The sequence below is a fragment of the Brevibacterium sp. FME17 genome (genome assembly GCF_014897515.1).
Lineage (GTDB): Bacteria > Actinomycetota > Actinomycetes > Actinomycetales > Brevibacteriaceae > Brevibacterium.
Genome location: NZ_JABUYD010000002.1, coordinates 261,955 through 274,404, shown reverse-complemented (window position 1 = coordinate 274,404; position 12,450 = coordinate 261,955). Strand labels below are relative to the sequence as shown.

Genomic DNA, 12,450 nt, shown 5'->3' with positions numbered 1-12,450 from the left:
GCACTCGCAGATTGAGCGCTCGCCGGATGAAGACGCCTCGGGCGGAAGTACTCAGTTTTTCTCGATCCGGTCGAAGACGCTGAGATCACCGACGACTACGAGTTTGGTGGTCGCTCGTGACATTCCGACGTAGAGCATGTCCAAGGCTCGTTCGATGTCGCGGAAGCCATTGAGACAGAGGACGACGACGGGACGTTCGAGGCCTTTGAAGCCGAGGACGTGACCGTAGAAGACGTCCTCGGCGGCGAAGAACTGATCCCAATAGGCCGAGGGGCCTTCCGCTTCGACGATCGATCTCTGCTCAGGGTGGCGGCTGCCGGTCGTCAGCAGGGCGATGTCACCGGGGTTCCATCCGGAGTCCATGAGCGATTCCACCTGGGAATCCGCCTCGGCGATGGCATCGTCGATCTCGACCCTGCTCCATTCGATCTCCTCGCCGGGTCCGTTGCGGGGGATGGGTGGTTCGAACGCGAGGTGGGCGAACCCGGCGACGATCTGTTCGGAGTTCCGCAGATTCTCATCGAGCTGGATAGGATTCATCGTGATCGGTGACTCGCCGTCGCGACCGAAGATCCGCTGCCGCTCATCGGTGAAGACATAGAGGGTGCCCTCGACCTGGTTGCGCAGGCACGACTGGACAGCCTCCCACCACAGCAGGCTGAAGTCCTGGCCCTCATCGATGACGATGGCGTCGAAGAGGCTCTTGCGCGGGCGGCTGTCAGCTAGGTCCTTGAGCTGAACGGGAAGATTGTGCTCCCAATAGTCGGAGTCGTCATCGCTGCCCGGTGCCGCGCCCCAGGAGATCGGCAGATCGTGGAACAGGCCCACATACGCCGGCCGGTCGGATTCTGGCCACTGCGCGGTGAAGAGCTGGAGAAAACGCCCCAGCCCCCGCGAATAGCACATCAGCGCGACCTTCTTGCCCTCCTGCGTGAGAGCTCTGGCTTTGCGGAGCGCCAGATAAGTCTTGCCCGAGCCGGCACCGCCACTGACCTCTGCGCGGTTCTGGTGGCGCAGGATGCGGGTGAGCTTCGCCTGTTCACGGCTGAGTGCATCGGCTCGATCCGAGATCTCTGAGGCCGTGATGCGTACATTCTCAACAGCCTGATTCGTCCGCCGCAGGTTCTTCAAGACGAACTCGTGTGGGGTGAAGAGATCGTCGCGGGCAGGATTGAAGTCGAAGCGCATCTGGGTGGCAATCGCTGCGGCGATCGAATCGAGCTGTGTGGAGTCCACGAGCTGGCGCCTCGGCGCATCCGGCTGCTCCCAATCCCGGGGCAGCTGGGTGTAGGGCAGCACCGCGAGGTGGCTGATGGGTCCCGGTGTCTTCGAGACACGCGAATTCAGATAGGTGACGAGGGTGTGCTTGGCGACCATCGCCTGTTCGAGTGGGGAAACCTTGAGTCGATTGCGATGCCCTTGCACACCCTGTGTGATCCAGGTCCCGTCCTCGACGCTGACGCGACCGCCCTTGACCTCGATGACGGCGATCCCGACACCGGGCCAAAGCACAAGAATGTCGATCTCGACGTCTTTGTCTTCACCGGTCAGGCGCTGACCGTGGACTATTGTCGCCTCGTCGGGGAGCTGTTCGCACAAGGAATTCCAGACGGTTTCCTCGGCGGTGGAATCAGCGAAATCAGGCTGCTGTGGGATCAACGTGACCATGGTCCGAGACTATCCCAATAGTCAGCAGATGCTGTTCGGGCCCGCTGGGAATCCAGCGGGCCCGAACAGCACCCTGAGGCTATCTGCGCTGAGCTCTGTCAGCCTTTGTCAGCGCTTTGTGAGTGCAGACGTCGGTCACTTCGCGTCTTCGACGAGTTCCTGCTCTTCGAAGACGATGTCGGCTCCCTCTTCGGGAAGACCAGAGCCGCGCAGCGACGCGCCCTTCGTCTCCTTCATGAATATGGTGGCGATGAAGCCGATGGCACACGCCCCCATCACGAAGTAGGCAGGCACGATCGTATTTCCTGTAGCCCCGATGATCGCATCATTGGCTGAGGGTGCGGTGCCTCCGAAGAGCGCGGTCGAGACGTTGTAGGAGATCGCGAAGCCGGCAAAACGCACTGGGCCGGGGAACATCGCAGGGAAGGTCGCCGAGATCGTCGAGATCTGCGGGATGTAGAGAATCCCGAGTACAGCGAGCCCGACGAGGGCCCAGACGAAGCCGTTGGCCATGAGCATGAACATCGGGATGGCGGCGACGAAGAGGCCGACGAGCGAGAAGTACCAGACAGGTTTGCGTCCCACCTTGTCCGAGAGTATCCCACCGAAGGGAATGAGGATCATCATGAACGCTTGGGCCAGGAACATCACTGTCAGGGCGGCATTCGAACCCATGCCGACCGGGCCCTGCAGGTAGGCGGGCATGTAGGACAACAGCGTGTAGTTGACGACGTTGACCGCGACGACCATGCCGCCCAGGATGAGCAGCTGCTTCCAGTAGTCGGTGAACAGGATGCGGAAGACTTCCTTGACCGACTTGCCCTGGTCGTTGTCGTTGAGCTCCTCATAGACGGGAGACTCGTCGAGCTTTGTGCGCATGTAGAGGCCGACCACGCCGAGGACGCCAGCGAAGACGAAGGGAATTCTCCAACCCCAGTCCATCATCTTCTCGTCGCCCAGACCGAGCTGGAGCAGAAGGACGAAGAGCGAACCGGCGGCCATGCCGGCCAGTGTGCCGAACTCGAGGAAGCTGCCATAGAAGCCACGGCGCTTATCGGGGGCGTACTCGGCCATGAATGTGGCCGCGCCGCCGTACTCGCCGCCTGAGGAGAATCCCTGGATGACGCGCAGCAGTACGAGGATGATCGGCGCGAAGACGCCGATGGTGGCGTAGCTGGGCAGCAGTGCGATGCAGAAGGTCGAACCGGCCATAAGCAGAATTGTCAGAGCCAGTACCTTCTTGCGACCGAGACGGTCGCCCATCGGACCCCAGACGATGCCGCCGAGCGGTCGGAAGATGAAGGACACGGCGAAGGTGAGCAACGCGAGAAGCTGACCGTGGCTGCCCGGGAAGAAGTGCTGGGTGATGTAGGTGATCGAGACCGCGTACAGTCCGTAGTCGAACCACTCCGTGGCGTTTCCCAGCGCCGAGGCGGTCACTGCCTTGCGGACGGTTTTCAGGTCTGGCTCGGGTGGGGCATCGGGGATGTTGGCATCGGGATGCGTGTTGGAGTTACTCACGTGTTCCTCCGATCGTGTGGGGCCATCATCGTGATGGACCTCATGAGAGAAGCGACTATGTACGCTACGAGTATCTTCTGAGCGAATCAACGCGAAAATGTTGTCAAGCCAACGGCGTGTCTATGTCGGTTCCCTAATTTCATGAGTCTCTGACCTGGAGTGACGTGAAATTCAGGCAAAATCTGAACGCACGAATAGTTTCACAGGAAACTCTGCAGATATCGTTACCTGTTCCCTATTGACACAATTTCGGTTTGATGGCGCGCTTCGTCTGAGGTGCGAAGAGGCGTAAAGTCCGCTCACCGCCTTTTCTGCACTTCGGTGGCTCCCGCGGTGGTAGTCTGCCGGAGCTCATGGGAGTGCTGCGCAGGAATGACGTCATCCACCAAGACGACGAGCCGGGGGAGGGCGGGCATCTTCACGCTCACCGGTCTGGAAGCCAAAGACAATGCGGGACCAGCTGTGATGGTCTCTTTCGTCATTGCAGGACTCGTCGCTCTCCTCGCTGCCCTCTGCTATGCGGAACTGGCAGCGGCAGTTCCCACCGCAAGGCAGTTCCTATACCTACGCCTACTCCACGATCGGTGAGATCTTCGCCTGGATCATCGCATGGGATCTCATCCTCGAATTCGCACTCGGTGCCTCGGTCGTCGCCCGGGGCTGGTCCGGATACATCGCCGGTGTCTTCGATCTGCCGCCGGTGTGATTCGCCGAGGAAGGGTCGATCGTCAATCTTGGCGACATCTTCATCTCACTCGTCCTCGGCTGGGTGGCCTTGCGCGGCATTCGCGAGTCGAAATGGGTGACCAACGGCCTCGTCATCATCAAGGTTCACGTCTGTGTCTTCGTCGCCGCGGCGGTTGTCTTCTTCGCGTATTCCGGATTCGAAGCCGTCGCCAACCTCGGCGAGGAGACGAAGAAGCCGGCGAAGGACACGCCGATGGGTCTGCTGGGCAGACATTCTCATCGGCATCGCCGCCGTGGCAGGACTGAGCTCGGTCATCCTCGTCGACATCGTCGCGATGGCATGCATCGGCTTCGCTCTCTTCCGTGACGGACTGCTGCCGCCGATCTACTCCCGCATCCACCCCGGCTGGGGCACACCGGTGCTGATGACTGCCCTGACCGTCGGATCCGTGGTGCTGTTGTCCGGGCTGGTGACGATCGAGATACTTGCCGAGATGGTCAGCATCGGAACACTCTTCGCCTTCGACGTCGTCTACTTCGCCTACGGGTACCGGAAGTCGCGATTGGCTCGCAAAGAACGTGAGAAGGCGCTGAAATGAGCGTTCTCGTCGGATTCGGCATCGATACGAAGAGCCGCGCCGCTGTGCGCTTCGGCGCTGACCTCGCCCGGACCACGGGGGAGCCCCTGATCCTCTGCCTCGTCGTCCAGGACCGGTTCTCGTCCAGCCAGATGTCAGATTCCTCTGGGGTCTCCGACGACTGGAAGAAGGAGATCAGAAACATGTCCTCCCAGGCGATCGCCGATGCCAAGGAGGCCCTGCCTGAGGATGTGGACGCCGAGGTGGTCACCCGATCCGGTCGATCCGTGACCCGAGTGCTCCACACCGAAGCCACCGACCACAATGCACAGGCCCTCATCACCGGGTCCTCGGTGCGCGGGCCACTGGGGCGCATCGTCCTCGGCAGCACGACCGACCGTTTGGTCCATTCCTCGCCGTTGCCGATCGCACTGGTGCCTCGCGGCTGCAACTCGTACCGGACCGAGGCTCGACGGTTGGTCTTCGCTGTCGACCCCTCGCGCAGGGCCCAAAGGTATTACGACTCCGTGTCGCGCCTGGCTCATTGGCTGGGCATCGGAGTCGAGGTTGTCACCTTCGCAGTCAGGCCGTCTCGACCCACCGGCCTGGGAGCATTCACCGATCACGGTATGTACTCATACTGGTGGGATCAGGTGGCTTCCGGACACGCACATCATGCGCCTCTCGCCGGTGCCGATGATTCTGCTGCCCAACCCCCGGCGCCAGCCAGCCTCTCCCAACGGCTGTTGGAGCTGACGCATCCGAGGTGCAAGCGACTCTCGATGCAGAGACCAGTGACCGCCCCAGGTTGACACTGTCCGCAATATCGAGTGAGTCCCCGCACATTCAGGTGGTTTTGCCGGCAGGGACTGCCTGTTCACTCGCCTGATGTCCTAGAGTTGAGCGCTGCGAATCCTGACAGAATGCTCAACACAACGCACTGTCCTGTTGCCGGAACTTCGGCCAGCGGGGCTCGGAAGGCAGTACGACACGTGGACAACACCAGGAACCATTCGGAATCATCCGAGAAGGACGCAGACCCTCTTCCTACAGCAGAGACAGACACCGTCGCTGCCGATCATGATTCCCCAAATGGGCCCACCGAAGCTGCCCAGCGCAGCCGCATCGATATCCCTGTCGCGGGAGCCAGCGTCGGAATCCTCGCGATCTTCGTCGCCCTCGCCCTGATTCTTCCGGACCAGATGTCAGCCTGGGTGGGCACAGCATTCGCCGCCTGCGCCGATATCTTCGGCATGTACTGGCAGATCCTCCTGCTGGCCACGGCACTCATCGCCATCATCCTCATCTTCACCCCATGGGCCAAGGCCCGGTTGGGCAACCAGGCCCGCCCAGACTTCAACCGCTTCAGCTGGGTCGCCATGATCATGACGACACTGCTCGCTGCCGGGGGAGTCTTCTGGGCGGCCGCAGAGCCGATGTACCATTACGCGACGACACCGCCGTACTTCTCCGACAGCGGAGACAGCGGCTTCGACGCAGTGGCCGCCGCACTTGCCACGAGCTTCATCGACTGGGGCTTCCTCGCCTGGGCGATCCTCGGGTCCCTGGGAACGATCGTGATGATGCGCGCCGCAGAGAAGGGGATGCCCCTGCGTCCTCGCAGCCTGCTCTACCCTGTTCTGGGCAAGAAAGCTGCGACCGGACCGATTGCAGCCGTGGTCGACATCGTCTGTGTCATCTCTGTCGCTGCAGGAACGATCGGACCCGTCGGATTCCTCGGCATGCAGGTCTCCTACGGCCTGAACTCCCTGTTCGGCATCCCCGATATCTATCCCGTACAGCTCGTTGTGATCGCCGTGCTCACCGCCGTCGCCGGTGTCAGCGTTTTCTCCGGCGTCAGCCGAGGCATCCGATTCCTCAGCAGCGCCAACGTCTGGATGGCACTGGCGCTCATGGCTGCAGTGCTCGCACTCGGCTCGGCCTGGTTCGTCATCAAGAGCTACTTCAGCGGCTTCGCTCTGTACATGACCGACTTCTTCAGCATGACGCTCTACCGCGGCGACACCGAATGGCTCTCAGGGTGGACCGTGTTCTTCTTCGGCTGGTTCCTCGGCTACGCGCCGTTGATGGCGATCTTCGTCGCCCGCATCTCAAAGGGCCGCACCGTGCGGGACTTGCTCATCAGCACCACGGTTCTGCCTCCCATCGCCACAACGTTCTGGTTCACTGTCCTGGGCGGCACGGGCATCTTCCTCGAACAGAAGTCAGCCGGATCCATCTCCGAACCGCTGCTGGACGGAGGACTGCCCGCAGCCGTCATGGCCATCAGCGATAATCTGCCGCTGTCGCTGATCATCAGCCTCGGCTTCCTCATCCTGACGATGACGTTCGTGGCCACGACCACGGACTCCATGTCGTTCGCGATGTCGCAGTCATGCATGACGAGCGGCGAACCCTCGCCGAAGCTGCGGGCCACATGGGCATTGCTCATCGGCGTCACTGCGGCCGTGCTCATCAGTTTGGGAGACGGCGGAGTCGACGCGCTGCAATCGGCGATCGTCATCACCGCAGTGCCGGTGGGCTTCGTCATGCTGCCCTCACTGTTCGCAGCACCGATCTATGTCAGACAGATGGCCAAGGAACAGAACCTGGCCTGAGACGAAGCGGACTGCGCACCACGATCCTCGTGGTGCGCAGTCTTTCTCACTTCTGAGAGCGAGTTGACTTCTGCGGGTGAACTCACTTCTGAAGGTGAACCCCATCCTCGTCGATCCAGGCCCACCCCTTCGGCATCGGAGCCCAGGCAGCCACCTGCCGCCCGGCCTTCGAACTGTCGGCCAGGACGACGACGGTATGGGCGCGTTCGGCGATGAGCTCCTTGGTCCGAGCCTCCTCCAAAGTCGGCTCGCCCAAGCCCTTCGCCTTATCCACAGCATCGGCGCCCAGCAGAGCCACATCGACGTGGATGCGGCTCAGGGCATGATCGCTGAAGGCACCGGTGGTCCCATGCGACTTGGCCGAGACCCGTCCGCCGACCATGATCACCTCAGGCCCGGTCGGATGAGCCAGGGTCTGAGCAATCTCGATTCCGCGCGTGTAGACGGTGAGATCCTGACGTTCACGGAGGCGCTGGGCCACACGCACCGTGGTCGAACCCGCATCGAGGAAGACCGTTCGCACGCCGCCGGCGCCGAGGTAGTCCATCGCGGCCGCGGCAATGACATCCTTGGCCTCGGCGTTGGCTTCCATCCGCTGTCCCAGCGGAGGTTCGACATAGCCGGCGGCGGTGGCCCCGCCGATCGTGCGGATGACCTCACCGGATTCCGACATCTCACGCAGGTCGCGGCGGATCGTCGACTCTGAGGTCTCCAGCTCCTCAGCCAGCCGGGAGATGGTCCACGAGCCGGTCGTGAGCAGAGACAGGATGTCCTCGCGACGCTTCTGCGTGCCCGTGCGAATTGCCATGATAAGAATCCTACTTCGGCGGGTAGCTGGTTACTGCGGCAGATATTCCGCGCGGATTCCGTCGACGAAGGGTGCATAGCCGATGGCCGCGGTGTAGGCCGAGCGCATGGTTCCAGCATCTGCGATGCCCTGGCCTGCGATGTCGAAGGCGGTGCCGTGGTCGACGGAGGTGCGCAGGATCGGTAGCCCGACGGTCACGGAGATGGTGCCGTCGAAGTCGTAGGTCTTCGACGCGATGTGCCCCTGGTCGTGAAACTGGGAGAGGATTCCATCGAAGCGGCCCGACAGTCCCTGGTGGAAGACCGAGTCGGCAGGGATCGGTCCGTTGACCTCGAAAGCGCCCGCCGTGTTGACCCGCTCGACCGCGGGACGCAGGATCTCGATCTCTTCGTCACCGAAGGCACCGTTCTCGCCACCATGCGGGTTGAGCGCGGCGACGGCCAACCTCGGCGAGGCCACACCGTAGAGCTGCAGGGCGCGGTGGGCGCGTTCGATCGAATCGACCTGAGTGTCGATCGTCAGCGCGTCGATGGCCTTGCGCAGCGAAATGTGGCGGGTGGCGAAGAAGACCTGGAGCTTGTGGTTCGGCGTCTTCGTGTTCTCCACGACGAACATCGTGTCCTGTTTGGTGACACCGGTGAGCTCGCCCAGCATCTCCGTGTGGCCCAGGTGCTTGGAGCCGGATTTCCACACGGCTTCCTTGTTGATGGGGCCGGTGACGATGCCGGCGATCTCGCAGTTCATTGCGGCTTTCGTGGCGATCTCGATCGCGGTCACGGCGGCCTGACCGGCACGCGCATCGACGACGCCCCACTCGGGCAGGTCCTCGCCGAGCACACCGATGTCGAAGACGTCGATGACGCCCTCACCAGCCGAGGGTGTCGACCAGTCGGTGATCGGGCGCAGTTCGACGTCGAGCCCCAGGACGTCCACGGCGCGTTTCATCACGGCCAGGTCAGCCACGGCGACACCGTGCTGATCCTCGCGGCCGGAGAATTCGGCGAGCACCGTCGCGGTGATCTCGGGGCCGATTCCCACCGGGTCGCCCACGGTCATAGCGAGTACGGGTGCGGTCATGTCAGTCTCCTTGTGTGGTTCTGTGTGGTTCATATCGTGAGGTCTCTCAGCCCTGTCCGACGGGAGAGGTCGCCATCAGGTAGTCGAGGCATTTAACGGCTGTGCCCGAGTCCCCGATGAGTCCGCCCTTCGTCACGATCGGCAGTCCGTCTGCGCTTCCGCCGACAAGGTGACCGCCCACGGCCAGGGGGACGATCTCCTTCTCGATCTCCATCCCGACGGCGCCGACGGCTCTCATCACCATCGCCGTGACATCGCCTCCGGTCGTATAGAGGCCCGTGATGGCAGGGGAGCTCATGACGGCGGCCGCGATCATGGCCAGTCGTTTCGTCGTCATCTCCGACTGTTCATTGCTCAGCTGAAGCAGGTCACCGGATTCGAGCACGGTGGCGATGATGATTGCTCGCGCTGAGGTGACCTCCTCCACCAGTTCGAGTGTGGCCTCGACATCGGGGAGGTTCTCCGCATCGAGGACGGTGCGGATCAGGGTGATCATGGGGTCGTCGGCGAGCGTGGCCAGCTGAGCGCGCGTCACCTCGGTGGCCGACCCGGAGATGCCGAGGATGGCACCGCCGGGGCGAGTCGGCAGCAGGGACAGTGCAAGAGCGAGACTGCCGGGACCCGGGTCGATGGTCACCCAATCGAGGATCTCGCCATTGCGAAAGCCTGACCTCGCTCGGGCGCCGAAGGGATCCTCCCCGGTGAAGTCCTCCGCAAGCTCCTTCGTCACTGAGGCGACCACGGACCCGACGAGCCTGACGTGGTCGGCCGTCAGAGCATCGGCGATGATGATGTCGGCTCCATTGGAGATGGCATCGAGGACTTCGGAGCGAATCGCCCAGTGGCCCGATAGCACCGTCGAGATCTCGATGAGGCGGCAGTCGAGATCGGTGCCCTCGCATAGGATCGCGTCGACATCGGAGGTGTGCATGGGGGAGCGGACATCGTGTTTGAGTTCGGTGTGTTCGAGCAGCCGTCCCGCAAGGAGCTGTTGGCCCTGGACAGTGATACGACCCGCCGTGGGAAACGCAGGAACACAGAGACCCATGACCCGCTTCTTCTGTCCACCGTGTTCGACGGCTGCTTTTCTGCGAGCGTTGAGTGCCGCCTCGGCGGAGGAGCCGACATTGCCTCGCAATGTCGTGTCGATGCGGCAAGCGACGAGGTCGATGTCACTGGTGATGCTGATGAGCGATTCGGTGAGCTCGGCAGCTTCTTCCGGCGGCAGGTGCCGGGAGTCGGCATTGAGCACGACTGCGTCGTAGTCGTCGAGGAGGTCATCGAGGTTGACCTTCTCGCTCCTGTTCGTCCCGGTCACGGTGATGGTCCGCAGACCCGCCTCGGCGAACAGGGCGCCGCAGGCGTTGCCGCCGGTGAGATCGTCGGCGACGATGAGAATGCGGGGGCTGGCTGCATCGCCGAATCCAGGGCCAACGGGGTTGGGCTGGTCCGAGTCGGGGGTGTGGGGTGTGGAGTCCTCGCTCATGCGATCAAGTCGAGCACGAACAGCAGCGGAATGGAACCGGCCCACACAGCGGTGGTGATGCCCGACCAGCCCTTGATGGCATTGATGCCGTCGAGGCCGGCGAAGCGGGTGACGACCCAGAAGTACGAGTCGTTGAAGTAGGAGAAGACCATCGAACCGGCGGTGCAGGCCATGACCGCGACCAGTGGGCTGAGACCCAGTGGTGCGATGAGCGGGGCGGTGACCGAAGCAGCGGTGATCATGGCGACCGTGCCCGAACCCTGTGCGATGCGGACCAGGGAAGCGATGAGGAAGGGCACGAGGAACGCCGGCAGGCTGATCGAGGCGATGCCCTCGGCCAGGGCATCACCGACACCGGATTCGGTGAGCACATTGCCGAAGGCCCCACCGGCGCCGGTGATGAGCAGGATGAGACCCGCCGAGGCTGCGGCGTCGGCCAGCCAGTTCTGCACCTTATTGCGGGGTGTCACACGAGGCAGCAGGGTGTAGACCGCGAGGACGAGACCGATCATGAGCGCGATGACCGGGTTGCCGAGGAACGCCAGAGGGGCCACCCACGATGAGGGCTCGTAGGCGTCGCCGGAGAGCTCACCCTGAGCGTTCTTGTCAATCGCCGTCGACACGGTATTGGCAACGATGAGCAACAGGGGCACGATGAGCGGGAGGAACCCGAGGAAGGCTCCAGGCTTCTTCGTTGAGCCCGTTTCGGCATTGACGGTGTCAGCGACGTTGCCGGAGTCTGCAGTGTCCGCGTTGCCATCAGTCGCGGTGGCAGTGGGTGCGTCTTCACCGGTCATGGTGGCGGCGCCGCTGTGACCAGCGACTTCGCTGCCTTCGCTGGCGTGTGATTGCGCCGAGGCCGGTGGGACAGTGCCGTACACATCACGCTTAACCGCAGAGTTGAGCACGGGTTCGAGCTTCGGGCCGATCCAGCGGGCGTAGATGACGACAACCGGGAGGAGGATGACGGTGAAGATGAGGCCGGTGAGGATCACGGATCCGATGTCGGCACCGAGAATGCCTGTCGCGGCCAGCGGTCCCGGGGTCGGTGGAACCATGTGATGGGTCAGGGTCATGCCGCAGCCCAGCGCGAGTGCGAGGGTGACGTAGCCGCCGCGCTTGACGCGGGCGATGGAGCGGGCCAGCGGGTTCATGATGACATAGCCGGAGTCGCAGAAGACCGGGATGGACACGAGCGAGCCGACAGTGCCCATGGCCCAGGGCTCACGGCCCTTGCCGAAGGCGCTCAGGAAGGCACGGGCCAGAGAGTCTGCTGCCCCGGAAACCTCGAGGATCTTGCCGATGCCCACGCCCAGACCGATGACGATGCCGATGCTTGCCAGAGTGTTGCCGAATCCTGTGGTGATCGCGTCAACGAGTGAGAGCAGGTCCTGACCGGCGACGATGCCGGTCACGACTGCTGCCGTGAGAAGTGCGATGAAGGCGTCGAGGCGGGTCGCCAGGACGATGACGACGATCGTGGCGATCCCGGCGATGAGCGCCAGGATGAGTTGCAGATCCATAAGATCCTCCGCAGTGAGGCCGACTCGGTCAGAGAGCCGGGGTTGATCCGAGTCGATTCGCCATGAACCGAACCCGAAGTTGAACATAATGAGCAAGTATTGCCGACACATGCGTATCTATGCAATGTTTTGAGGTGTGGCGGCGTGGAGGCTTGGGGTGCGACCCATGCGCCAGTGGGTTTTGCGGGAAAAGAACGTTGACGGGTGCGACAGATTTCTACGTTCTATTCCCGCAAAATCCTCGCGCCGACATGTCTCTGGGGGTCAGTGATGCTCGAGGTATCGCGCGTGTGGCTGCCGCTCTGAGGCTATCGCGCCAGCGCCTCGTCCACGGAGCTGCTGCCCGCAGCGACCGTGACTTGGGTGCCCTAGGGGTCGGAGATCCGCACCGAGCGGCCGTCGTCGGCGAAGTCTATCTTGTGAGCATGTAGTGGAATGCTCAACTAGGTTGGTGTAGGGGTGCAGTCGAGAGTGCAAGACTGAT

The 12,450-nt window shown here is 62.7% G+C and carries 12 protein-coding genes; 5 read left to right on the top strand and 7 right to left on the bottom strand.

Annotated features, from left to right (window positions below):
* Positions 1–51 precede the first annotated feature (51 nt).
* The 3 genes from INT40_RS03165 to INT40_RS20485 form a co-directional block, all read right to left on the bottom strand.
* Positions 52–1,668, bottom strand: coding sequence for a nuclease-related domain-containing DEAD/DEAH box helicase (locus tag INT40_RS03165; RefSeq protein WP_193095490.1), 1,617 nt, complete (start codon positions 1,666–1,668; stop codon positions 52–54).
* 135 nt (positions 1,669–1,803) lie between these two features.
* Complete coding sequence (locus tag INT40_RS03160; protein ID WP_180958862.1) at positions 1,804–3,189, bottom strand: MFS transporter; 1,386 nt, start codon at positions 3,187–3,189, stop codon at positions 1,804–1,806.
* Between the two features lie 299 nt (positions 3,190–3,488).
* Positions 3,489–3,671, bottom strand: a complete 183-nt coding sequence (locus INT40_RS20485) for a hypothetical protein (RefSeq protein ID WP_226830699.1) — start codon at positions 3,669–3,671, stop codon at positions 3,489–3,491.
* Positions 3,672–3,706: 35 nt separating this feature from the next.
* Between INT40_RS20485 and INT40_RS20480 the strand changes: the two genes are divergently transcribed.
* The 5 genes from INT40_RS20480 to INT40_RS03145 all read left to right on the top strand — a co-directional run bounded on the left by INT40_RS20480 (position 3,707) and on the right by INT40_RS03145 (position 7,072).
* Positions 3,707–3,895, top strand: coding sequence for a hypothetical protein (locus INT40_RS20480; protein ID WP_226830697.1), 189 nt, complete (start codon positions 3,707–3,709; stop codon positions 3,893–3,895).
* A gap of 63 nt (positions 3,896–3,958) precedes the next feature.
* A complete protein-coding gene (locus tag INT40_RS21305; protein WP_413463544.1) occupies positions 3,959–4,243 on the top strand; it encodes a hypothetical protein in 285 nt (94 codons plus the stop codon).
* Positions 4,170–4,475 carry a hypothetical protein gene (locus tag INT40_RS20470; RefSeq protein WP_226830693.1) on the top strand — a complete coding sequence of 102 codons (306 nt, stop codon included), beginning with the start codon at positions 4,170–4,172 and terminating at the stop codon, positions 4,473–4,475. The genes INT40_RS21305 and INT40_RS20470 overlap by 74 nt, the downstream gene beginning before the upstream one ends.
* Entirely contained in the window at positions 4,472–5,266 is a 795-nt protein-coding gene (locus tag INT40_RS03150; protein ID WP_193095489.1) for a universal stress protein, read from the top strand. Before INT40_RS20470 ends, INT40_RS03150 begins: the two co-directional genes overlap by 4 nt.
* Positions 5,267–5,446: 180 nt before the next feature.
* A complete protein-coding gene (locus INT40_RS03145) occupies positions 5,447–7,072 on the top strand; it encodes a BCCT family transporter (RefSeq protein ID WP_319021924.1) in 1,626 nt (541 codons plus the stop codon).
* An 82-nt stretch (positions 7,073–7,154) separates the two neighbouring features.
* Here the strand turns inward: INT40_RS03145 and INT40_RS03140 are convergent, their stop codons facing one another.
* From INT40_RS03140 to INT40_RS03125, 4 genes are read right to left on the bottom strand one after another with little or no spacing between them, the layout of a single operon-like run.
* Positions 7,155–7,880: a DeoR/GlpR family DNA-binding transcription regulator gene (locus INT40_RS03140; RefSeq protein ID WP_193095487.1), complete on the bottom strand. Its 726-nt coding sequence runs from the start codon at positions 7,878–7,880 to the stop codon at positions 7,155–7,157.
* 30 nt (positions 7,881–7,910) lie between these two features.
* Positions 7,911–8,957 (bottom strand): 4-hydroxythreonine-4-phosphate dehydrogenase PdxA, encoded by a 1,047-nt coding sequence (gene pdxA / locus INT40_RS03135; RefSeq protein ID WP_193095486.1) that lies wholly within the window; start codon positions 8,955–8,957, stop codon positions 7,911–7,913.
* Between the two features lie 46 nt (positions 8,958–9,003).
* Positions 9,004–10,443, bottom strand: a complete 1,440-nt coding sequence (locus tag INT40_RS03130; protein ID WP_193095485.1) for a four-carbon acid sugar kinase family protein — start codon at positions 10,441–10,443, stop codon at positions 9,004–9,006.
* A complete protein-coding gene (locus tag INT40_RS03125; RefSeq protein ID WP_193095484.1) occupies positions 10,440–11,966 on the bottom strand; it encodes a GntP family permease in 1,527 nt (508 codons plus the stop codon). Before INT40_RS03125 ends, INT40_RS03130 begins: the two co-directional genes overlap by 4 nt.
* Positions 11,967–12,450 lie beyond the last annotated feature (484 nt).